General features: G+C 62.0%; 21 protein-coding genes. 11 read left to right on the top strand and 10 right to left on the bottom strand.

The window, feature by feature from the left end:
• Positions 1-178: 178 nt before the first annotated feature.
• Positions 179-1,000, top strand: coding sequence for a shikimate 5-dehydrogenase (locus H620_RS0107890; RefSeq protein WP_023381153.1), 822 nt, complete (start codon positions 179-181; stop codon positions 998-1,000).
• Between the two features lie 54 nt (positions 1,001-1,054).
• Here H620_RS0107890 and H620_RS0107885 read toward each other — a convergent pair whose 3' ends face one another.
• The 3 genes from H620_RS0107885 to H620_RS0107875 all read right to left on the bottom strand — a co-directional run bounded on the left by H620_RS0107885 (position 1,055) and on the right by H620_RS0107875 (position 2,507).
• Positions 1,055-1,297, bottom strand: a complete 243-nt coding sequence (locus H620_RS0107885; protein ID WP_023381152.1) for a hypothetical protein — start codon at positions 1,295-1,297, stop codon at positions 1,055-1,057.
• Positions 1,298-1,394: 97 nt separating this feature from the next.
• Positions 1,395-1,922: a lactoylglutathione lyase gene (gene gloA / locus H620_RS0107880; protein ID WP_027907095.1), complete on the bottom strand. Its 528-nt coding sequence runs from the start codon at positions 1,920-1,922 to the stop codon at positions 1,395-1,397.
• 225 nt (positions 1,923-2,147) lie between these two features.
• Positions 2,148-2,507 carry a histone-like nucleoid-structuring protein, MvaT/MvaU family gene (locus tag H620_RS0107875; protein WP_023381150.1) on the bottom strand — a complete coding sequence of 120 codons (360 nt, stop codon included), beginning with the start codon at positions 2,505-2,507 and terminating at the stop codon, positions 2,148-2,150.
• 357 nt (positions 2,508-2,864) lie between these two features.
• Here H620_RS0107875 and H620_RS0107870 point away from each other — a divergent pair, with 357 nt between their 5' ends.
• Together H620_RS0107870 and cobF are read left to right on the top strand one after the other, a co-directional pair.
• Positions 2,865-4,154: an OprD family porin gene (locus H620_RS0107870; protein ID WP_023381149.1), complete on the top strand. Its 1,290-nt coding sequence runs from the start codon at positions 2,865-2,867 to the stop codon at positions 4,152-4,154.
• 271 nt (positions 4,155-4,425) lie between these two features.
• Positions 4,426-5,175: a precorrin-6A synthase (deacetylating) gene (cobF, locus tag H620_RS0107865; RefSeq protein ID WP_027907094.1), complete on the top strand. Its 750-nt coding sequence runs from the start codon at positions 4,426-4,428 to the stop codon at positions 5,173-5,175.
• 36 nt (positions 5,176-5,211) lie between these two features.
• Here cobF and H620_RS0107860 read toward each other — a convergent pair whose 3' ends face one another.
• Positions 5,212-5,562 carry a response regulator gene (locus H620_RS0107860; protein ID WP_023381147.1) on the bottom strand — a complete coding sequence of 117 codons (351 nt, stop codon included), beginning with the start codon at positions 5,560-5,562 and terminating at the stop codon, positions 5,212-5,214.
• Between the two features lie 257 nt (positions 5,563-5,819).
• On the opposite strand from H620_RS0107860, the gene H620_RS0107855 reads away from it, so the two are divergent.
• Genes H620_RS0107855 through H620_RS0107835 form a run of 5 tightly spaced genes read left to right on the top strand, consistent with a single transcriptional unit; the run spans position 5,820 to position 12,319 of the window.
• Positions 5,820-9,287 (top strand): response regulator, encoded by a 3,468-nt coding sequence (locus H620_RS0107855; protein ID WP_027907093.1) that lies wholly within the window; start codon positions 5,820-5,822, stop codon positions 9,285-9,287.
• Entirely contained in the window at positions 9,284-10,105 is an 822-nt protein-coding gene (locus H620_RS0107850; RefSeq protein ID WP_023381145.1) for a CheR family methyltransferase, read from the top strand. Before H620_RS0107855 ends, H620_RS0107850 begins: the two co-directional genes overlap by 4 nt.
• Positions 10,102-10,701 (top strand): chemotaxis protein CheB, encoded by a 600-nt coding sequence (locus H620_RS0107845; RefSeq protein ID WP_027907092.1) that lies wholly within the window; start codon positions 10,102-10,104, stop codon positions 10,699-10,701. The genes H620_RS0107850 and H620_RS0107845 overlap by 4 nt, the downstream gene beginning before the upstream one ends.
• Entirely contained in the window at positions 10,671-11,897 is a 1,227-nt protein-coding gene (locus H620_RS0107840) for a hybrid sensor histidine kinase/response regulator (protein WP_023381143.1), read from the top strand. The genes H620_RS0107845 and H620_RS0107840 overlap by 31 nt, the downstream gene beginning before the upstream one ends.
• 44 nt (positions 11,898-11,941) lie before the next feature.
• Positions 11,942-12,319, top strand: a complete 378-nt coding sequence (locus H620_RS0107835; RefSeq protein WP_023381142.1) for a response regulator — start codon at positions 11,942-11,944, stop codon at positions 12,317-12,319.
• A 250-nt stretch (positions 12,320-12,569) separates the two neighbouring features.
• Here the strand turns inward: H620_RS0107835 and H620_RS0107830 are convergent, their stop codons facing one another.
• From H620_RS0107830 to H620_RS0107820, 3 genes are read right to left on the bottom strand one after another with little or no spacing between them, the layout of a single operon-like run.
• Positions 12,570-13,151 (bottom strand): TetR/AcrR family transcriptional regulator, encoded by a 582-nt coding sequence (locus H620_RS0107830; protein ID WP_023381141.1) that lies wholly within the window; start codon positions 13,149-13,151, stop codon positions 12,570-12,572.
• 12 nt (positions 13,152-13,163) lie between these two features.
• Positions 13,164-14,012: a 3-hydroxybutyryl-CoA dehydrogenase gene (locus tag H620_RS0107825; RefSeq protein WP_023381140.1), complete on the bottom strand. Its 849-nt coding sequence runs from the start codon at positions 14,010-14,012 to the stop codon at positions 13,164-13,166.
• A gap of 13 nt (positions 14,013-14,025) precedes the next feature.
• Positions 14,026-15,210, bottom strand: coding sequence for an acetyl-CoA C-acyltransferase family protein (locus H620_RS0107820; RefSeq protein ID WP_023381139.1), 1,185 nt, complete (start codon positions 15,208-15,210; stop codon positions 14,026-14,028).
• A gap of 169 nt (positions 15,211-15,379) precedes the next feature.
• Between H620_RS0107820 and H620_RS0107815 the strand changes: the two genes are divergently transcribed.
• Positions 15,380-16,399: an AraC family transcriptional regulator gene (locus H620_RS0107815; protein WP_023381138.1), complete on the top strand. Its 1,020-nt coding sequence runs from the start codon at positions 15,380-15,382 to the stop codon at positions 16,397-16,399.
• Here H620_RS0107815 and H620_RS0107810 read toward each other — a convergent pair whose 3' ends face one another.
• Entirely contained in the window at positions 16,400-16,837 is a 438-nt protein-coding gene (locus H620_RS0107810; protein ID WP_023381137.1) for a carboxymuconolactone decarboxylase family protein, read from the bottom strand. It abuts the gene before it with no gap.
• A 207-nt stretch (positions 16,838-17,044) separates the two neighbouring features.
• Here H620_RS0107810 and H620_RS0107805 point away from each other — a divergent pair, with 207 nt between their 5' ends.
• A complete protein-coding gene (locus H620_RS0107805; RefSeq protein WP_023381136.1) occupies positions 17,045-17,503 on the top strand; it encodes a nucleoside deaminase in 459 nt (152 codons plus the stop codon).
• Positions 17,500-18,696, top strand: coding sequence for a CynX/NimT family MFS transporter (locus H620_RS0107800; protein ID WP_023381135.1), 1,197 nt, complete (start codon positions 17,500-17,502; stop codon positions 18,694-18,696). The genes H620_RS0107805 and H620_RS0107800 overlap by 4 nt, the downstream gene beginning before the upstream one ends.
• Here H620_RS0107800 and pdxR read toward each other — a convergent pair.
• Both pdxR and H620_RS0107790 read right to left on the bottom strand, forming a co-directional pair.
• Positions 18,689-20,122 (bottom strand): MocR-like pyridoxine biosynthesis transcription factor PdxR, encoded by a 1,434-nt coding sequence (pdxR, locus tag H620_RS0107795; RefSeq protein ID WP_027907091.1) that lies wholly within the window; start codon positions 20,120-20,122, stop codon positions 18,689-18,691. The genes H620_RS0107800 and pdxR overlap by 8 nt on opposite strands.
• Before the next feature lie 133 nt (positions 20,123-20,255).
• On the bottom strand, positions 20,256-20,594 hold the full coding sequence (locus tag H620_RS0107790; protein ID WP_023381133.1) for a hypothetical protein: 339 nt from the start codon (positions 20,592-20,594) through the stop codon (positions 20,256-20,258).
• Between the last annotated feature and the right edge of the window lie 38 nt (positions 20,595-20,632).

Genomic DNA, 20,632 nt, shown 5'->3' with positions numbered 1-20,632 from the left:
GTCATTAGCTTTATCAACGATCACCGGCGACCTGACGGTTCAGGGGGGCGTGTACCTCCACTATGACCCAGGCGACTGTCAGCTGAGCGCAGGGAGACGGTAAAGGTTGTGTAAGGGACGCCACCACAGGTCTCTGTTAGGCTGCATAACCGATTCAGTGACGAGTAAGGAGCCGGTAATGGCGACATCTCCCAGCAAAGACACCCAGTTGTGCATTTCCCTGGCCGGGCGACCGGGTACCTTTGGCGTGCGGTTTCACAACCACCTCTACCAGCAACTGGGCCTGGACTTTTACTACAAGGCCATGACCACCGATGACCTGCCGGCGGCGGTGGCGGGTATTCGTGCGCTGGGCATCCGTGGATGTGGGGTGTCCATGCCATACAAGGAGGCCTGCATGGCATTGGTGGATGAAGTCGACCCTTCCGCCGCCGTCATCGAGTCGGTCAATACGCTGGTCAATACCAAGGGCTACCTGAAGGCCTACAACACAGATTACCTCGCCGTTCGGCAATTGCTGGAACAGCACCAGGTCGACCCCGGCACGGCGTTTGCGCTGCGGGGCAGTGGCGGCATGGCCAAGGCGGTGGCCCATGCGCTGCGTGATGCCGGTTTCCGTCAGGGCACCCTCGTTGCCCGTAACGAGCAGGCCGGTCGGCAGTTGGCCGATGCCTGCGGTTATCGTTGGCTGGCCGAACTGGGCGATCGCTGCCCTCCGATGTTGGTGAATGTGACGCCGATCGGCATGGCAGGTGGTCCCGAGGCTGAGCAACTGGCATTTTCCGAAGAGGCCATCGCCGCGGCCGAGCGAGTGTTCGACGTGGTGGCGATGCCAGCGCGCACACCGCTGATCCGCCGCGCTGAAGCATTGGGCAAGCCGGTGATCACTGGGTTGGAGGTCATCGCCCTGCAGGCGCTGGAGCAATTCGTGTTGTACACGGGCGTAAGACCGTCGAAGGCTCAGGTCGAGGCAGCAGTGGCTTACGCGCGGGACCTTTGAGTCGCCGGCAAGCTCCCGCAGGCGTCCCGCGCGCCTGCAGGAGCCGGCATTCGATCAAAATGCTTTGTGGCCTCCATCCAGCCGCTGGTCCACCAATGCCTTGCCATGGGCCAGTGACACATGCTGGGCGTTGTCCAGGTCGGCAAAGAACTTCATCGGCATCGAAATGCGTCGGCTGGTATGGCCTTCGGGATCTGTGATCAGGCATCCGGCCGCGTAGGGCAGGGGAGAGTCCGGGTGGGGCATCACGCTGGCGGTGATGGTGTGGTCGCGGTATTCACAGTGAAGGGTTTGCATCGTCCTTACCTCGCTGTGGCATGTGAAGCCGTTACCTTCATATACCACAGCAAGGTGCCGGGAGTTCCCGGCCCGACGAGCGCGAACCGACGAAAGATCAGTCCTTGAGTTCGGTCGGCTGGATGACTTCGACCCAGTAGCCATCGGGGTCCTTGACGAATGCCAGGTGCTTCATGCGCCCGTCGCTCAGGCGCTTCTGGAACGGAACGTCCAGCGCTTCGAAGCGTTCGCAGGCTGCGCGCACGTCCGGCACCGAGATGCAGATGTGGCCAAAGCCGCGTGGGTCGGTGTTGCCGTTGTGGTAGGCGAACGCCGGGTCGCTCTCGGTGCCGTGGTTGTGGGTCAGCTCCAGAACGCCTGGAATCGACTTCATCCACTGGTGGCGTTCGGCATCGTCGGCTGGGATGTGCGCCGGGTCGACCAGGGCCAGGAAGTACAGGCTGAATTCGGCTTCCGGGAAGTCACGCTTGTCCACCAGGCTAAAGCCCAGGACGCGGGTGTAGAAGTCTAGGGACTTCTCGATGTCCTTGACCCGCAGCATGGTGTGGTTGAAGACGAAGTTGGCGGTAGCGGCGTCTGGCCGGGCGGTAACGCCAGGCAGCGAGTGCAGTTCGTGCAGGCTCATAGGTACTCCTGAGACGGGCTGGCGGCTAGGCACCAGCGAAAAACAGACAGGGTGTCATGATACGGCAGTGAACCGATTGCGCAAATGAAAGCGCCCTGCATGAGGCAGGGCGCTGGAATTAGAGGCCCGCATGTGCGGGCGCGTGATGGGGTCGCTAGTCCTTTAGCTGTCTCGATACTGGGGGAGTCGATGTGAAAAAAGCGTGAAGTGTGCGTGGACGTTTCATCAGCGCACCCAACTTTCCACCGTGCTGGCGCCGTATTGCTCCTTCCAAGCCTTCAAGCCTCGGTGATTGCCGCCTTTGGTTTCGATCAGCTCGCCGGTATGCGGGTTTTCGTAGACTTTCACCACGCGGGGGCGGCGCTGCTGTTTCGGCGCTGCGCTCGAAACCCGGGTAACGGCTTTGGGGTCAAGGATGGCGATGATATCGCGCAGACTTTTGTCATAGCTTTTCATCAGGCCGACTAGTTTCTGCTCGAATTCGATTTCGCGTTTTAGGCCGGCATCCTTTTTCAGCGCCTCCAGTTGAGCCATCTGTTCCTGGAGCGCTTTTTCGGCAGCACGAAACTCTGCAAGTCTGGACACTGTTTTCACTCCTGTACGTCATTCGTGGCGGGGCGTGACGAACATGGGAGAAAGATAAACGCCGGCCACGTGGGTGGGTATCAGCTGTTCGCTGATAACGAGTGTAGCACCCGTTGCTAGTGGGTAAACCGCAAACTTTTTATAAGTAAGGTGGGAACTTTACACGTTTTTTGAACCGCGATCTTTAACGCTTTTGGCGTGCTCTGCGGGGCCTTTTAGACCATGGTCCAATGGTGCGTACCAGAGCGGTTACGTGACCATTTCAGATGATGGCCGCCCAATGTTTGGCCATTGCGCATTGCCGCGTCGCTTGTTGCTCGCGGATTGTTTTCGCCTTATTTCTGGATGTTCCCCCGCATGTTTGCCCCTTTTCCTCTCGCCCCCGGGCGCCGTGTTGCCGGCCTGTTTCTTCTGTGTGCCGGCGTCGATGCCCAGGCCGCCGGTTTTCTTGAAGACAGCAGTGCCAAGGTCGAAGCACGCAATGTCTACTTCAACCGGGATTTTCGCGATGGTCACAGCAGTTCCAGCCAGGGCGCTTCCAAGCGTGAAGAGTGGGCGCAAGGCTTCATCCTGAATGTGCAGTCCGGTTACACCCAAGGGCCGGTTGGTGTTGGCGTGGATGCGCTGGGCATGGTCGGCTTCAAGCTCGATTCCAGTCCGGCGGACAGCAACAGCGGATTGATGCCGTCCTCTGGCCACGACCCACGCCACTCTGCCGATCAGTATGCAAAGATGGGGCTCGCGGCCAAGGTCAAGGTATCCAATACCGTGCTCAAGTACGGCTCCATGATGCCCGATATGCCGTTGCTCAAGTACAACGATGGCCGTCTGCTTCCGACCCTGTTCCACGGCTTCATGCTGACTTCCGAAGAAGTGCGCGACCTGAAGTTCACCCTGGCCCGCCTAAACACTTACACCGCACGGGACTCTACCGACCGGCAGGATATCCGCGTGCATTGCAAGAACAAGCGTTATGCCTGCGATATCGAGGCCGACCACTTCGATCTGGCCGGTCTGGACTACCGTTTCAATGACCGGGTCACCGCTACCTACCAGGTGTCCAAGCTGGAAAACATCTATCGCCAGCACTTCCTCGGCGTAGTGGCCAACCAGCCCCTGTCGGTGGGCAGCCTGTCGGCCGACCTGCGGGTGATCAAGAGCGACGATATCGGCAATGCCCGCGCCGGCGAAATCGACCACCGCGCCTTCAGCGGCATGCTCGGCTACAGCCTGGGTGGACACAAGGTCAGCGCCGGCTGGCAGCGGATGTATGGCGAAAGCGCCATGCCGTACCTCGACGGCAGCAACCCCTACCTGGTCAACTACGCCCAGGTCAATGACTTCGCCGCCGCCCAGGAGCGGTCCTGGCAAGTGCGTTATGACTATGACTTCAAAGCCCTGGGTGTGCCCGGGCTGACGTTCTTCACCCGCTATATCAACGGTGACAGCATCAAGGTCCCAGGCAGCAATGCCGAGGGTAAGGAATGGGAGCGCGACACCGAGCTCAAATACCAGGTACAGCGCGGCACTTTCAAGGATGTCAGCGTGCGCCTGCGAAACTCCACCTATCGCAGCAACTACGAGAAGTGGGCGCGCGATATGGATGAGACACGGGTGATTGTGAGCTACAACTTCTCGCTCTGGTGATGTACGACGGGCCTGATGCTCTAGCGCTGTGTGAAAAGGCATAAGACGAAGGTCAGGCAAGGCGAAAACAGCCGAGGAAGCTGAGTTTCCGGACATGAGCATTCCGGGGTTGTTTTCAACGCAGCATCACCGAGTATCAAGGCTTTTCGTACAGAGCCTAAGGCGTTTGTGGGCTGACCAATAGGTCGACATAGTAGATAGCCCGAAAAGTTTGCACTGCCTCCAGGCCTTGTTTTTCCACTACCATGAGGAAAACTCGGCGGAAAAGACGATGCATACACTCCTGCTGATTGGCATTGGGGCGGGTGATCCGCGCCAGGTGACGCTGCAGGCCATCGATGCGCTCAAACGCGCCAGTGTTTTCTTCGTGCTTGAAAAGGGCGCGGACAAAGATGAATTGGTGCAGTTGCGCAGGCGTGTCCTTGAGCAGCACGCTGCGGCCGGTAGTTATCGTCTGGTGTCGATGGATGACCCGCAGCGCGATGACCAAGCCACCGACTATGCCGCGGCTGTACAGGACTGGCATGAACAGCGTGCGCAGTTGTATGCCCGTACACTGCGCGACCAATTGCGCCCAGGTGATATCGGCGCGTTCCTGCTGTGGGGGGACCCGACCCTGTACGACAGCACCTTGCGCATCCTTGACCGGGTTCGCCAGCTCGGTGTGGCATTGTCGCTGGAAGTCATCCCCGGCATCAGCAGTGTTCAGGCTTTGGCGGCCAGCCACCAGATTCCGCTCAATCGTATCGGCGAGCCGTTGACAGTGCTGCCAGGCAGACGCCTGGCCGAACAGGCAAGGATCGACAACGTGGTGGTCATGCTCGATGGACAGTGCGCGTTCGCCACGCTCGATGACCCCGAACTGACGATTTATTGGGGGGCCTACTTGGGCACCGAGGATCAGCTGCTGATCGCGGGCCCGCTGCAGCAGGTCAAAGGGCAGATTGTGCGAGTGCGAGAACAAGCGCGCATGCGCAAGGGGTGGATCATGGACACCTATCTGCTGCGTCGGGAATGTTGAACAGGTGCCGCTTGGACGGCCACCTTGAATTCGAGGTCAGGGCGCGCCCAGAATCGCCATCACCTTGTCACGCAACTGATCGATGCTGAAGGGCTTGCCAATCAAGTGCATGCCCTCGGGCACGTCGACACTTTCGGCATAACCGCTGGCGAACAACACCGGCAGGGAGGGCCGGATCTTGCGGGCTTGTTTCGCCAGATCTTCGCCACGCATGTCCGGCAACCCGACATCGGTCATCAGTAGATCCAGCGGCTGACCGTCATCTTCAAGCACGCGCAGGGCTTCGGTGGCATCTGCCGCTTGAACGATGGTGTAGCCCATTTCGTCGAGCACTTCGACGATCAGCAAACGTACGATGTCGTCGTCTTCGACTACCAATAGGGGCATGGTTCAGGTCCTGTTGAGAGGGGAGTGTCTGTATATCTGTTCATCGGGCGATGATAGAAGTTCCCCCGAGGATACCGACCGACGCGATGGGAGGGAACGATTCGTGTTCGTCACCTTCAAATACTGGCTAAATGCCCTGCCAGACTGGGCAAAGCTGGTTAGACTCGCTGTAACTGGTGAGCAAAGTGGCTGGAGATAATGGAAACTGGCCGCTACACCGTTTCAATGGACTTTAATTTTTGCTCGGGCGTTATCTCATGACTCAGGCCGCCTCCATGGACCAGAAAAGTTTCCGCAAACTGTTGGCTCGTAACATCAGCCTGCCTTTGGGCGTAGGCCTGCTGGGCGCCGTGGCCTTCGTCACGGTGATCAACTACCTGCTGTCGGCCATGCAATGGGTGGAGCATACCGACCGAGTGATTGGCAATGCCAATGAAACGCTCAAGCTCTCGATCGACATGGAAACTGGAATGCGGGGTTTTCTGCTGACCGGTGAAGAACGTTTCCTCGATCCCTACGAGGTGGCCAAGCCACGCATTCTGGGTAGCCTGAAAAGTTTGCGCGAACTGGTCGGGGACAACGCGCAGCAGGTCGATCGCATCGACCGCTTGATCGCCCTGCAGCAGGCCTGGAACGAATTCGGCAGTGGAATGATCGCGTTGCGTCGCGATCAGGGCAATTACCAGGCCTTGATAGGCAGTGGTCGCGGCAAGCGCATCACTGACGAGATCCGTAGGGAGTTCGATGACCTGATTCTCACCGAACAGCAGTTGCGCTCGGCACGCAACGAAAAGGTCAGTACCGTCACGGTGACGGCCATATCCGCGTTCGTGCTGCTGATCGTCGGGCTCACTGCCTTGTTGGCCTACCTGGGCAGGCGTGACCTGCTTTCGCTGTCCACCAGTTACAACGATAACCTGCTGGCACAGCAGCGCTCGGCTGAACGCCTCGAACATCAGGCCTGGCTGCGCAACGGCCAGACCCAGTTGGCCGAGCAGGTGCTGGGGCAGTTGACCCTGCCGATGCTAGGCGACAATATCCTGCGCTTTTTCGCCAGGTACCTGGGCAGTGTGGTCGGTGCGGTGTACGTGCGAGACGAGCATGGGCGGCTGATCCGCGTGGCCAGCTACGGCCTGGATGCCGAGGAGCAGGCCCGCGAGCAGGTGCTGGGCGACAGTGAAGGGCTGATGGCCCAGGCAGTGCGTCAAGGGCGCTTGTTGCGCCTGGACGACTTGCCTGCCGATTACTACCGTCTCAGTTCCGGCTTGGGCAGCGGCCTGCCGCGCAGTGCGTTGCTGATGCCGACCAGCGATGATGGCCGGGTCAACGGCGTGATCGAGCTGGGCTTTTTGCGTCCGCTGCAAACGCGGGATGACGAGTTGCTCGATCGCGTCTGCGGCAACCTGGGCATCTCCATCGAAAGCGCCCGCTATCGTCAACGTTTGCAGGAGGTGCTGGCCGAGACCCAGCAGCTCAATGAAGAGTTGCAAGTCCAGCAGGAAGAGCTCAAGACCGCCAACGAAGAGCTTGAAGAGCAATCCCGCGTGCTCAAGGAGTCCCAGGCGTATCTGGAGACCCAGCAGGCGGAACTGGAACAGACCAACGAACAGCTGTCCGAGCGAACCGACGCGCTGAACCGCAAGAATGATGAACTGAACCAGGCCCAGCAGGAGCTTCAAGCCCGCGCCGATGATCTGCAGCGCTCGAGCAAGTACAAGTCCGAGTTCCTCGCCAACATGTCCCACGAGCTGCGTACGCCCCTCAACAGCTCGCTGATCCTGGCCAAGCTGCTGGCCGAGAACGGCGAGGGCAACCTCAGCGAAGAGCAGGTCAAGTTCGCCGAATCGATCTATTCGGCCGGCAACGATCTGTTGAACCTGATCAACGACATTCTCGACATCGCCAAGGTCGAGGCCGGCAAGTTGGAAGTCCGTCCCGAAACTACCCAGGTCGAGCGCCTGGTAGACGGCCTGAAAGGTATGTTCCTGCCGCTGGCCGAGAACAAAGGCCTCGCCTTTGCCGTGCGGGTCGAGCCGTCGGTTCCGGTCACCGTGTTCACCGACCGCCAGCGTCTGGAGCAGATCCTCAAGAACCTGCTGTCCAACGCCATCAAGTTCACCGATCACGGTCAGGTCAGCCTGGACATCAGCCACCAGGCGGGCACCGGCATCGTCTTCGCGGTGCGCGACAGCGGCATCGGCATTGCCGCCGATCAGCAAGAGGCGATCTTCGGCGCCTTCCACCAGGTCGATGGCAGCAGCAACCGGCGCTACGGTGGCACTGGCCTCGGTCTGTCGATTTCCCGCGACCTGGCGCATCTGCTGGGTGGGCAGATCAGCGTCGACAGCAGCCCAGGCCAGGGCAGTGTGTTCAGTCTGATCCTGCCTGAGCGCTATGAGGCCCAGGATCAGGTGATCGAGCCGCAAAGCCTGCGCCCGGCGATGGATGCGCTGCCACCTGCGCCCCAGGTCAGCCAACCCAGCGCGCCGAAGCGCCCGAAACCGGCGTTCGACGATGACCGTGGACAAGCGCCGTTCGACAATCGTTGCATCCTGGTGATCGAGGATGAGCCGAACTTCGCCCGCATCCTCTTCGACCTGGCGCACGAGCTCGGATACAGCTGCCTGGTGGCCCAGGGGGCCGATGAAGGCTTCGAGCTCGCGGTGCAGTACATCCCCGATGCCATCCTGCTGGACATGCGGCTGCCTGACCACTCCGGCCTTACCGTGCTGCAGCGTCTCAAGGAACAGGCCATGACCCGGCACATTCCGGTGCATATCATCTCGGTGGAAGACCGGGTCGAGGCGGCCATGCACATGGGCGCGGTGGGGTATGCGGTCAAGCCCACCAGCCGTGATGAACTCAAGGAGGTGTTCGCCCGCCTGGAAGCCAAGCTGACCCAGAAGCTCAAGCACATCCTGCTGGTCGAGGACGATGACCTGCAGCGCGAGAGCATTGCCCGGTTGATCGGCGACGACGATGTCGAGATCACCGCCGTGGCCATGGCGCAGGAAGCGCTGGAGCTGTTGCGCGAGAACATCTACGACTGCATGATCATCGACCTGAAGCTGCCGGACATGCAAGGTAACGAGTTGCTCAAACGCATGACCGCCGAGGACATCCGTAGTTTCCCGCCAGTGATCGTCTATACCGGACGCAACCTCACGCGCGAGGAAGAAGCCGACCTGCTCAAGTACTCGCGCTCGATCATTATCAAGGGCGCGCGTTCTCCGGAACGTCTGCTGGACGAAGTGACGCTGTTCCTGCACAAAGTCGAGTCGCAGTTGTCACATGAACGCCAGCGCATGCTCAAGACTGCCCGCAGCCGCGACAGAGTCTTCGAGGGGCGCAAGCTGTTGCTGGTGGACGACGATGTGCGCAACATTTTCGCGTTGACCAGTGCCCTGGAGCACAAGGGCGCGATCGTCGAGATCGGCCGCAACGGGCGTGAGGCCATCGAGCGCCTGGAGCAGCACGACGACATCGACCTGGTGCTGATGGACGTGATGATGCCGGAAATGGACGGCTTTGAAGCCACCCGGCTGATTCGCCAGCAGCCGCGTTGGCGTAAGCTGCCGATCATCGCCGTGACCGCCAAGGCCATGAAGGATGACCAGCAGCGTTGCCTGCAGGCGGGTGCAAACGACTACCTGGCCAAACCGATCGACCTGGACCGACTGTTCTCGCTGATTCGTGTCTGGCTGCCGCAACTGGAGCGAATTTGACTAGCGAACGCAACACCGATATCGAGATCCGGCTGCTGATCGAGGCGATCTACCTCAAGTACAGCTATGACTTTCGCAATTACTCCGGCGCTTCCATCAAGCGCCGGGTCCTCCATGCGCTGCGCCAGTTCGAGTGCATGACCGTATCGGCGCTGCAGGAGCGGGTGCTGCACGACCCCGGCATGTTCATGCAGTTGCTGCAGTACCTGACGATCCCTGTCAGCGAGATGTTTCGCGACCCCGAGCACTTCCTGGCCTTGCGCAACGAAGTAGTGCCGCTGCTGCGCACCTGGCCTTCGATCAAGGTGTGGATCGCCGGTTGCAGCACAGGCGAGGAGGTTTACTCCATGGCCATCCTGCTGCGCGAGGAGGGCCTGCTCGACCGCACCATCCTGTATGCCACCGATATCAACCCGCACTCGCTAGAGAAGGCCAAGCAGGGCATCTACTCGATCAAGAGCATGCGCGAGTACGAAGCGAACTACCGCCTGGCCGGTGGGCGCCGGGATTTTTCCGAGTACTACACCGCAGCCTATGGCAACGCCATCATGGACAGTAGCCTGCGCGAGAACGTGACGTTCGCCGACCACAGCCTGGCCACCGACAGCGTGTTCTCGGAAACCCAGCTGGTGTCATGTCGCAACGTCCTGATCTACTTCAACAAGCAATTGCAGGACCGGGCCCTGGGCCTGTTTCATGAGTCCTTGTGTCACCGGGGGTTCCTGTTGCTCGGCAGCAAGGAATCGGTGGACTTTTCGGCTTACAGCGACCGGTTCGAGCCGCTGGTCAAGCCCGAACGGATCTACCGTAAATCATGAAGGGCGTACAAGCGGTGGTCATGGGGGCCTCGGCGGGAGGTGTCACGGCGCTGTTGCAGGTGCTTGGCGCACTGCCGAAAAACTTCGCCATACCCATTTTGTGCGTGCTGCACCTGCCGGGTGACCGCCACAGTCACTTGGCTGAAGTGTTGCAACGACGATTGCAGCGGCCGGTGCATGAGGCTTGCGACAAGCAGACCATCCGCCCCGGCCAGATCTATGTCGCCGGGCCCGGTTACCATCTGTCGATCGAACGTGACCTGAGCCTGTCGCTGAGCCAGGAAGCCCCGGTGCATTTCTCGCGGCCGGCGATAGATTTTTTGTTCATGTCGGCAGCTGATGCCTTTGGTGCCGGGCTGCTCGGCGTGTTGCTCACCGGCGCCAACGAAGATGGCGCCGAAGGGCTTGCCTACATCAAACAATCCGGAGGCCGGACCGTGGTCCAGGACCCCGATGACGCACAGGTGGCGTTGATGCCGGAAGCCGCACTGGCTTTGCATCGCCCGGACCTGATTCTTCCTTTGAGCGGTATCGAGCAGTTGCTCGCCAACCTGGAACCCTGCGCATGTCAAGCAACATCATCGCCAAACTGCTGATCGTCGACGACCTGCCGGAAAACCTGCTGGCCCTCGAAGCCCTGATCCAGGGCGACGATCGTGAAGTGCACCAGGCCCGTTCGGCTGAAGCGGCGCTGTCGCTGCTGCTGGAGCACGAATTCGCCCTGGCGATTCTCGATGTGCAGATGCCGGGCATGAATGGCTTCGAACTGGCCGAGCTGATGCGCGGCACCGACAAGACCCGCAACATCCCCATCGTGTTCGTCAGCGCCGCGGGTCGTGAACTGAACTACGCGTTCAAGGGTTATGAAAGCGGTGCCGTGGATTTCCTGCACAAACCGCTCGATACCCTGGCGGTCAAGAGCAAGGTCTCGGTCTTCGTCGACCTGTTCCGCCAACGCAAGGTCCTCGACCGCCAGTTGCAGGCCCTCGAGCGCAGCCGCCAGGAGCAGGAGGTGCTGCTGGCCCAGCTGCAAACTGCCCGGGTAGAGCTGGAGCGGGCGGTGCGCATGCGCGACGACTTCATGTCGATCGTTTCCCATGAAGTGCGCACCCCGCTCAATGGCCTGATCCTCGAAACCCAGTTGCGCAAGATGCACCTGGCGCGAGGCAAGCTCGAAGCGTTTACCGCCGACAAGCTGCAGGCTATGGTCGAGCGCGACGAGCGGCAGATCAACAGTCTGATCCGGCTGATCGAAGACATGCTCGATGTGTCGCGCATTCGCACCGGCAAACTGTCGCTGCGGCCCAAACCGTTCGACCTGAGCCAGTTGGTGCGTGGGTTGGTCGAAAACTTCGCGGCCCAGGCCGCTGCCCTGGACACTCACATCGAACTGCTGCGCTGCGAGCCCCTGCAGGGCGAGTGGGACGAATTTCGGATTGAGCAAGTGGTGGCCAACCTGTTGTCCAACGCATTGCGTTATGGTGAGCGGCGCCCCGTGCAGGTGCGCGTCTACGCCCAGGACGGCATGGCCTGGGTGCAGGTACAGGACCAGGGTATCGGCGTCAGTGCGGACAACCAGCAGCGGATTTTCCACCAGTTCGAGCGGGTTGCCGCGCATCAGGCCAGTGGTGGGTTGGGCTTGGGACTGTACATTTCCGAGCAGATCGTCCAGGCCCATGGCGGGCGGATCCTGGTCGAAAGCGAGGAAGGCCAGGGTGCCACCTTCAGTGTGCAATTGCCGCTGGCGCGTACGACCGAACAAAACGACCCGCTGCGGGCAACCTCTGCCTGAGCCAGGGGTCAGAAGGCCAACTTAAAGAATTTCAAGGCGTTGTCATGAGTGAAGATGCACAAGATGTGGTACTGATCGTCGAGGACGAACCGGCGATTCGCATGATCCTGCGCGACTACCTGGCAGGCGAGGGTTACCACGTGCTGGTGGCCGAGGATGGTGAGCAAGCGTTCGCCATTCTGGCGAGCAAACCGCACCTGGACCTGATGGTGACCGATTTTCGCCTGCCGGGCGGCATCTCCGGCGTTGAGATCGCCGAGCCTGCGGTGAAGTTGCGACCGGACTTGAAGGTGATCTTCATCAGCGGCTACCCGGCGGAGATTCTCGAATCAGGAAGCCCGATCGCGCGCAAGGCGCCGATCCTGGCCAAACCGTTCGACCTGGATACGCTGCGCGAGCAGATCCAAGCGCTTTTGCGCTGATGCGACGGGCCTCTGCGCAGAGAAACCCGCTCTCACCAGGGCTGTGGCAGCTCTGTGGGCGCGCGTTCACCCGCGAAGAGACCCGCACGTAACTCAAAAACAGCAGCCTAGGGTCTGTATGAAGAGTCTTGAGACGAAGGTCAGGCAAGGTGAAAACAGCCGAGGAAGCGGAGTTTACGGGTTGTAAATGAGCATTCCGAGGCTGTTTTCAACGCAGCATCACCGAGTTTCAAGGCTTTTCGTACAGCGCTTAGCGCAATGTGCGCTCTATCCCCCCCACCAGCAGGTCCTCCATCAACCCCAGCCCTTGCTCCTGTGGCAATGCCTGCAAAAGTGCTGGCAACTGGTTGAGCAAGGTCGCCAGCACGTGGGCCGTCGCCGCCAGGGCGTCCCCCGACAGCGTTGCCCGAGGCGCAATCAAGCGCAGCAAACCCGACTCGTAGCGCTTGCGCAGCACGTTCAAGCGCGCCTGTTGCGCCTCGCTCAGGCAACAGAAATCGCGTTCGGCCAGGCGAAACTGCATGGGCCGCTGCACATGCAGCTCCCAGTGCGCGGCAATCAGGCACGACAGCGCCGATGCTCCCCGGGCCATGGCCCGACGGCCCAGGTCCAGCGTCGCCTGCAGTTCCTCGTACAACTCCTCGATCAAGTCGTACAGCAGGTCCTGCTTGCTGGGAAAGTGATGGTACAGCGAGCCTGCGGTCAGCCCCACGTGCGCCGCCAGTTCGCGCATGCTGACCTGCCCGAAGCCTTTCTCGGCAAACAGTGCCATGGCCCTGTCACGCCGCTCTTCAAAGTTGCTACAGCGCATTTCGGCAGTGACAGGTGGCATGGCATTCGCTCCTCAGTAAGTGAAGAAACCACGACCGCTCTTGCGCCCCAGCCAACCGGCCGCGACCATTTCCTTGAGCAGCGGAGCAGGGCGGTACTTGCTGTCGTTGAAGCCCTCGTGGAAGGCCTCCATGATCGCCAGCAGGGTATCCAGGCCAATCAAGTCGGCCAGCGCCAGCGGACCGATCGGCTGGTTGCAGCCCAGGCGCATACCGGTGTCGATGTCCTCGGCACTGGCCAGGCCTTCCTGGCGCACGAAAATCGCCTCATTGATCATCGGCACCAGAATGCGGTTGACCACGAAACCTGGGCGGTTACCTGCGGTGATCGGCGTCTTGCCAAGCTTCTCGGTGACTACCAGGGCCTGCGCATAGGTGCTGTCGCTGGTCTGCAGGCCACGAATGATCTCTACCAGCGCCATCATCGGCACCGGGTTGAAGAAGTGCACGCCGATGAAGCGTTCCGGGTGCTCGATGCACGCGGCCAGCTGGGTGACCGAGAGCGATGAGGTGTTGGTGGCGATCAGGCAATCGGCAGCCACATTGGCAGCCACCTGCTGCAGGATGCGTTGCTTGAGCTGCAAGTTCTCGGTGGCGGCCTCGATCACCAGTTGTACACCGCTCAACTGAGCGTAGTCGGTGCTGGTGCGGATACGCGTTTTCGCCCCCTGGGCCTGGTCGGCGGTCAAGGTACCTTTGTTGACCTGGCGTTCGAGGTTCTTGCTCAGGGTCGCCACACCGCGTTCCAGCGCTGCGTCGGAAACGTCCACCAGTAGCACCTGGTAGCCCGCCACTGCGCAAACCTGGGCAATGCCATTGCCCATGGTGCCAGCGCCGATCACGGCGATTCGTTCAATGCTCATGTTCCTGGCTCCCTCAGACGCGTTCGAAGACGATGGCGATACCCTGGCCGCCGCCGATGCACATGGTCGTCAGGGCATAGCGGCCCTGGATGCGATGCAACTCATGGATGGCCTTGGTGGCAATGATTGCCCCGGTGGCGCCGACGGGGTGGCCAAGCGAGATACCTGAGCCGTTCGGGTTGACCTTTTCCGGGTCGAAGTCCAGCGCACGCGCCACGGCACAGGCCTGGGCGGCGAAGGCTTCGTTGGACTCGATCACGTCCAGGTCGCTGACGTTCAGGCCGGCTTTTTCCAGGACCTTGCGGGTGGCTGGGATTGGGCCCAGGCCCATCAGCTCTGGCTCGACGCCTGCATGGGCATACGCCACCAGGCGCGCCAGCGGCTTGAGGCCCAGGCGCCGTACCGCCTCGCCGGAAGCCAGGACCAGGCCGGCAGCACCGTCGTTGATGCCACTGGCGTTGCCAGCGGTGACGGTACCGTCTTTCTTGAACACCGGCTTCATACCGGCCAGTTGCTCGGCAGTCACATCGCCGCGCACATGCTCGTCCACGCTGAACTGCACGCTGCCTTTGCGCGTTTTCAGCTCCAGCGGGACGATCTGGCTGGCGAAACGGCCTTCGGCGATGGCACGCGCTGCGCGGCGCTGGCTGGTCAGGGCCAGTTCGTCCTGCATTTCGCGGGTGATGCCGTGCTTGGCCGAGACGTTTTCGGCGGTGATGCCCATGTGGAAGTGCTCGAAGGGATCGTGCAGCACACCAACGGTGTAGTCGATGCCTTGCAGGTCGCCCATGCGTGCGCCCCAGCGGGCCTGAGGCAGCAGGTACGGTCCACGGCTCATCGACTCGGCGCCCGCGGCCACAGCGACGTCGGCATCGCCCAGCAGCAGGCACTGGGCCGCCGAGACGATGGCTTGCAGGCCGGAGCCGCACAGGCGGTTGACGTTGAACGCGGGGGTCTCCTTGGGAAGGCCCGCGTTCAGCGCAGCCACTCGGCTGAGGTAGGCATCACGTGCCTCGGTCGGAATGACGTTGGCCATCACCAAATGGCCGATCTGGTCGGCGGCCACGCCCGAGCGCTCGATCGCGGCGCGGGTCACGGCGGTGGCCAAGTCGGCCAGCGGCAGGTCCTTGAGGGATCCGCCAAAGCCACCGATGGCTGAACGGACGGCACTGACGACGTAGATTTCTGCGCTGCTCATAGGGGCTCCGATTGCGAAGGCATGGCGGGACCGGGCCAGGCTCTGCGAGAATGGCCGGTGATCCGTCGGTTAGGTCCGAGTCTAGGCAAAGGCCGGGCTTGAGCCTATGCCGGAACTGTTCAGTCAACCTGGCATTTTTTGCCACTCAGCATAGACAGCGAAAAACGCCATGCGCGAGAGCGATTCGGTCGCGGTGTACTTTCTCAATGCCATGCTTCATGCCTTGCGTGATCGCCCCGATGAACGCGATGCGCGTCTGCGTGCCGTGGGCATCGACCCGGCGCTGCTCGGGCAACCCCAGGCGCGGGTGCCGGCCAAGGCTTTCGCGCAGCTGTGGCTAGAGCTGATTCAACTGCTCGACGATGAGTTTTTCCGTCTCGACAGCCACGGCATGCCGCTGGGCAGTTTTGCCCTGATCTGCCGTGGGCTGATCCAGGAACCGAACCTGGAAAAGGCCTTGCGCCAGTGCATGGCCAATTTCAGTCTGTTCCTGCGTGACCTGCACGGCAGCCTGACGGTACGCGGCGGCCGGGCGGTGATCAGCGTACAGTCGAGCATCGTCGACCCTTTGACCCGGGTGTACGCCGAGGAAACCTACCTGGTGCTGATGATCGGTCTGTCGTGCTGGCTGGCCGGTCAGCGCATTGCCATCGACCGAACCGAGCTCTCGGTGGCGCGCCCGGCCCAGGAAGATGACCTGTTGCTGTGGGGGCCGGACCTGCGCCTGGGCAGCGGCCGTACCGAAGTGGAGTTCGACAGCGCCTGGTTGCGTCTGCCGGTGGTACAGGACCTGGCCGGTCTCAAGACCTTTCTGCGCAGTGCGCCCCAGGGGCTGGTGATTCGCTTTCGCAACCAGAATGGCCTGGTGGCCGAGGTGTACCGTCACCTGCGCGCGCGGGGATACGGGCAATGGCCGACATTGGCAGCGCTGGCCGATCAGCAAGGCATTAGTGCCAGCACCTTCCGTCGACAACTGGAACGCGAAGGGCGCTCGTACCAGCAGATCAAGGACGAGGTACGTCGCGCCATGGCTTTCGAGCGCCTACGCGACGGCACCTTGAGCATTGCCGAAATTGCCGAGCAGGCCGGTTTTCAAGAGCCCAGTGCGTTCCACCGGGCGTTCAAGAAGTGGACGGGGCAGAGCCCGGGTACCTACCGGGCGCGCTTGGCGGTAGCCAGAACCGAGTGATCAGGCCGGCACCATCGCAAAGCCAACACCGAAGCGGTTCCAGGCATTGATGGTGGCGATCGCCAGCGTCAGGTTGGCCACTTCCTCGGCTTCGAAGTGTTCGAACAGCGCGTCGTATTCCGCCTGCGGTGCGCCGTGTTCGGCGAGGCGGGTCAGGCTTTCTACCCAGGCCAGTGCTGCACGTTCGCGTGGCGTGAAGTAACGGGTTTCGCGCCATACGCTCAAGGTTTGCAGGCGTGCTTCGGTTTCGCCGGCCATGCGCGCGTCATTGGCGTGCATGTTCACGCAGTAGGCGCAGCCGTTGATCTGCGATGCGCGCAGGCGCACCAGCTCCAGCAGTGAGTTTTCCAGGCCACTGTTGGCCAGGGCCTGCTCCAGGCCGACCATGGCTTTGTAGGCTTGCGGGGCGTGCTTGGCCCATTCGATGCGCGCTTGCATGACAGTCTCCGTATTCAAGTGTGAAGGGGTGTGGACATGCAGCTACCTTAGCCGTGCCCGTGCGCTCACCCGATAGCCAATCCCGCGCTTTCAAGGGAGGCCAATGGCCCCATTTGGGTAGCCACTGGCAGGCATCCAATCTCTTCATTTCAGCCGGCAAGCGTCTGCCGGGATAATGACCGGGTCTTGCATCAGGAGTACGTGTCCATGCCCGAAGAACGTTACATGCGCGAAGCCCTTGAGCTGGCTCGTGCCAATATCCAGGCCGGCGGCCGGCCCTTCGGCGCCGTGCTGGTGTACCAGGGCAAGGTCGTGGCCCGTGCGGTCAACGAGATCCACTGCACCCAGGACCCCACCGCCCATGCCGAAATGCAGGCCATTCGCCAGGCGGCCAAGGCCTTGGGGCAAGCGCGCCTGGACGGTGCGCAGATCTATGCCAGCGGCCATCCGTGCCCAATGTGCCTGGCCGCCATGCACCTGTGTGGCATCGAGCGAGCCTGGTTCGCCTATGACAATGACGAAGGCGAGCCCTATGGACTGTCCACGGCGGCTGTCTATGCCCAGATGGCCCGGCCCCCGCAGCAGCAATGTCTGCCGCTTCGCCCCTTCAAGCCCTCGGGTGAGGCCGGCCTCTATCAACAATGGAAGCAGGCCAGCACACAATGAGAGGTGCACTGAACGTGTTGCTGGTGGTGCTGCTGGCGTTGAACCTGCGGCCCATCCTTACCAGTATCGGCCCGTTGCTCGAACCGATGCGCGAAAGCACGGGCCTGGGCTACCAACAGGCTGCGTTGCTGACCGCGTTGCCGGTGCTGTGCATGGGACTGGTGCCATTGCTGCAACCTTGGCTGCGGCGTTGGCTCAGTGAGCACGGTGGCATGCTGGTCGGGCTGTCGGCCATTGCCTTGGCCTGCCTGTGGCGTCTGCAACTGGACAGCGCCGCCGCGTTGGTCGCCAGTGCGGTGCTTGCCGGGCTAGGCGTGGCCGTGGTCCAGGGCATGATGCCGGGGCTGGTGAACCGCTGGTTCCCCAGCCGCCTGGCGGCAACCATGGGGTTGTACTCGGCGGCGCTGATGAGTGGAGGAGGGCTGGCGGCGGTGTTCGGGCCGCATCTGAGTGAGTACTTCGGGCGCTGGCAGGCAGGCCTTGGGTTGTGGGCGATTCCCGCGGTGCTGGCGGCACTCGCCTGGGGTTCGCTGCGCCCCCGCCAGGCTGTACCGAAACGGTCCAGTACCGCCGGCGGGCACTGGTTCAGCAACCGTCGGGCCTGGTTGCTGGCGCTGTACTTCGGACTGATCAATGGTGGCTATACCAGCATGGTCGCTTGGCTGCCGGCCTACCACCTGGAGCACGGTGGCACGGCTCAGGGCGGTGGTGACCTGGTCGGGTTGATGACCCTCTTCCAGGTTGCCGGTGCCTTGGGACTGCCATTGCTATTGCGGCGTTGGCTCGATCGTCGCCCAGGGCTGTGGATGGCCTTGTCGATCCAATTGGTCGGTTTTCTGGGGTTGTTGCTGGCGCCGACGCAGGCCATGGGGGCCTGGGTGGCGATGATCGGCTTCGGCCTGGGTGCATGCTTCAGCCTGAGCCTGACCTTGACCCTGGAGCACCTGAAGACTCCGGCCGAGGCGGGCAGCCTGGCAGCCTTCGTGCAGGGGATCGGTTTCATCATCACCGGCATCGTGCCCTACATCACCGGTTGGTTGCGTGATGTGAGCGGTGACTTCCAGGCGTCCTGGTCGTTGCTGGCGCTCACTGTGCTGGCGATGCTGCTGGTCACCCTGTGTTTTGCCCCGCGCGGCTATTCGGTCGCAATCGCTCGAGCGCAGCGGGTCGACCGGGCGCCTGCGGTCAACTGAGTCGTTGCAGGGTATCGACCACCCGGTCCAGGGCCGGGTCGATGTCCAGCAGCTCGATCGCACCGAACCCCATCAACAAGCCAGGGCGCACCGGGACTTCGTGGTAGAAGGGGGCCAGTGAGTAAAGGCCTACTTCGACCTTGCGGGCCAGGTTGGCCAGAAGCTCCACATCGACCTGCGGCTGCGCCAGCGCACTCAGGTGAAAACCAGCACTGGCGGGCACGGCCCGGAACCATGGGGCCAGGTCGCCTTCCAGGCGTGACAGGATCCGTTCGCGGCGGGCGCTGTAGATGCCGTGGCAGCGGCGTATGTGCTTGTTCAGGTGTCCTTCGCTGATAAAGCGTGCCAATGCCCACTGCAGCAGCGTGGGGCTGTGCCAGTCGGTCAGGTGCTTGGCCACGCAGGCCGCCTGCAGTACTGCGGCCGGTAGCACCGCGTAGCCCAGGCGCAGCTCGGGCAGCAAGGTTTTCGAGAAGGTCCCGACATAGGCCACCAGACCGTGTCGGTCGAGGCGCTGCAGGGCGTCCGACGCCGGTCCGTGGTAACGGAATTCGCAGTCATAGTCGTCCTCGATGATCAGTGCACCCAGCTCTGCGGCGCGGGCCAGCAAAGCCTGACGGCGGCCTTCGCTCATCGGCATGCCCAACGGAAACTGATGCGAAGGGGTGACGTAGATCAGCCGCGTGCCTTGGGCGATCTGCTCGACGCACATGCCTTGGTCGTCCACCGGTACCGATTGCAGGCGGGCACCCAGGGCCAGGAACAGTTGCCGTGCGGGTGGGTAGCCGGGGTCTTCCATGGCCACCTGGCAGCCGGGTTCGATCAGCACGCGGGCAATCAGGTCCAGTGCTTGCTGGGCGCCGTTGCAGACCAGCACATCCGCCGCGCTGCAGTGCACGCCGCGGGCGTAGGCGATGTGGTGGGCAATGGCTTCGCGCAGCTCTGGCAGCCCCTGGGCCGGGAATTGCCGCTCGGGATGGCGCTGGCTGCGACGCAACGCGTAGTTCAGGCAACTGCGCCACTGGTCGAAGGGAAACTGCGCCTTGGTCGAGGCGCCGCCAACGAAGTCATAGCGCGAGGGCGCTTGCAGTGTGCGCCTGGCCAGCACCGTAGCCCGCTGCTGCCAGCGTTGCAGCGAGTCGGCGGCGGCCAGGGGAATGGCCTGCGTATCGCTCACGCTCACCGGTTGCCGTGGGGTGATGAAGGTGCCGCGACCCACTACACCGCTGAGCAAGTTGTCGTAGGTCAGACGGGAATAGGCCTCGGCCACGGTCTTGCGCGAAACCCCCAGTTGTTCGGCCAGCAGCCGGGAGGGGGGGAGCTGGGTGCCCGCGGCCAGGTGGCCACTGTCGATACCGGCACGCAGTTGTCGATAGAGCTGGTCGGCCAAGCCTTTGCGGCCGTCCAGGCGGATGTGCAATTCCATGGTGGGGGTCCGCAGCGCAGAATTGCTCAGGATAGCGGATACCGCTGGTCAACGTGCACCCCGAGATCGCTGTTACAGGGCATGGCAGCGCCACCGTGCGGGTTACCTAGTGTGGTATTTCTGAAACACCACACTAGAATCGAGCCGTGCTCACGGTGATGTACCTTTTGTCCGGCAGGGCGATGCGGATCACCGTCTCGTCAGCCGGTGCCTTGCGCTTCTGTTTGATGCGCACCCCTTCCACGGCGACGGCGCTCATGCGGTGGCTGATGGCGCGGCCACTGGCATCGAAGAACACTTCACTGGCCAGTAGCTCGATCTGTTCGACCAGTTGCCGGGTGCGTTCATCGGTCGAGCAGAAGAACAGCACGCCGGACAGGTGCGGGTCGTCATCAGGGTTGCTGATGTCGTGGTCCAGCAGTTCGCGCAGGGCGCTGCGCAGTTCGGCGGTGGTGCGCAGGTGTTTCAGCATGGGGAACCTCCTCGGATCGCGAGCGGGGTCGGGCCGCC

This window comes from Pseudomonas taiwanensis DSM 21245, from assembly GCF_000425785.1.
Classification (GTDB): domain Bacteria; phylum Pseudomonadota; class Gammaproteobacteria; order Pseudomonadales; family Pseudomonadaceae; genus Aquipseudomonas; species Aquipseudomonas taiwanensis.
Note: the sequence above shows the minus strand (reverse complement) of the source record. Positions and strands in the feature narration are given on the sequence as shown.

Bases quoted from the DNA above. Each gene is read 5' to 3' on its own strand.
- H620_RS0107790 (WP_023381133.1), bottom strand. From the start codon at position 20,594: ATGCTGAAACACCTGCGCACCACCGCCGAACTGCGCAGCGCCCTGCGC.
- H620_RS0107845 (WP_027907092.1), top strand. From the start codon at position 10,102: ATGAAGGGCGTACAAGCGGTGGTCATGGGGGCCTCGGCGGGAGGTGTC.
- H620_RS0107870 (WP_023381149.1), top strand. From the start codon at position 2,865: ATGTTTGCCCCTTTTCCTCTCGCCCCCGGGCGCCGTGTTGCCGGCCTG.
- H620_RS0107885 (WP_023381152.1), bottom strand. From the start codon at position 1,297: ATGCAAACCCTTCACTGTGAATACCGCGACCACACCATCACCGCCAGC.
- gloA (WP_027907095.1), bottom strand. From the start codon at position 1,922: ATGAGCCTGCACGAACTGCACTCGCTGCCTGGCGTTACCGCCCGGCCA.
- H620_RS0107820 (WP_023381139.1), bottom strand. From the start codon at position 15,210: ATGAGCAGCGCAGAAATCTACGTCGTCAGTGCCGTCCGTTCAGCCATC.
- H620_RS0107855 (WP_027907093.1), top strand. From the start codon at position 5,820: ATGACTCAGGCCGCCTCCATGGACCAGAAAAGTTTCCGCAAACTGTTG.
- pdxR (WP_027907091.1), bottom strand. From the start codon at position 20,122: ATGGAATTGCACATCCGCCTGGACGGCCGCAAAGGCTTGGCCGACCAG.
- H620_RS0107815 (WP_023381138.1), top strand. From the start codon at position 15,380: ATGCGCGAGAGCGATTCGGTCGCGGTGTACTTTCTCAATGCCATGCTT.
- H620_RS0107830 (WP_023381141.1), bottom strand. From the start codon at position 13,151: ATGCCACCTGTCACTGCCGAAATGCGCTGTAGCAACTTTGAAGAGCGG.
- H620_RS0107825 (WP_023381140.1), bottom strand. From the start codon at position 14,012: ATGAGCATTGAACGAATCGCCGTGATCGGCGCTGGCACCATGGGCAAT.
- H620_RS0107840 (WP_023381143.1), top strand. From the start codon at position 10,671: ATGTCAAGCAACATCATCGCCAAACTGCTGATCGTCGACGACCTGCCG.
- H620_RS0107800 (WP_023381135.1), top strand. From the start codon at position 17,500: ATGAGAGGTGCACTGAACGTGTTGCTGGTGGTGCTGCTGGCGTTGAAC.
- H620_RS0107860 (WP_023381147.1), bottom strand. From the start codon at position 5,562: ATGCCCCTATTGGTAGTCGAAGACGACGACATCGTACGTTTGCTGATC.
- H620_RS0107805 (WP_023381136.1), top strand. From the start codon at position 17,045: ATGCCCGAAGAACGTTACATGCGCGAAGCCCTTGAGCTGGCTCGTGCC.
- H620_RS0107810 (WP_023381137.1), bottom strand. From the start codon at position 16,837: ATGCAAGCGCGCATCGAATGGGCCAAGCACGCCCCGCAAGCCTACAAA.
- H620_RS0107835 (WP_023381142.1), top strand. From the start codon at position 11,942: ATGAGTGAAGATGCACAAGATGTGGTACTGATCGTCGAGGACGAACCG.
- H620_RS0107890 (WP_023381153.1), top strand. From the start codon at position 179: ATGGCGACATCTCCCAGCAAAGACACCCAGTTGTGCATTTCCCTGGCC.
- cobF (WP_027907094.1), top strand. From the start codon at position 4,426: ATGCATACACTCCTGCTGATTGGCATTGGGGCGGGTGATCCGCGCCAG.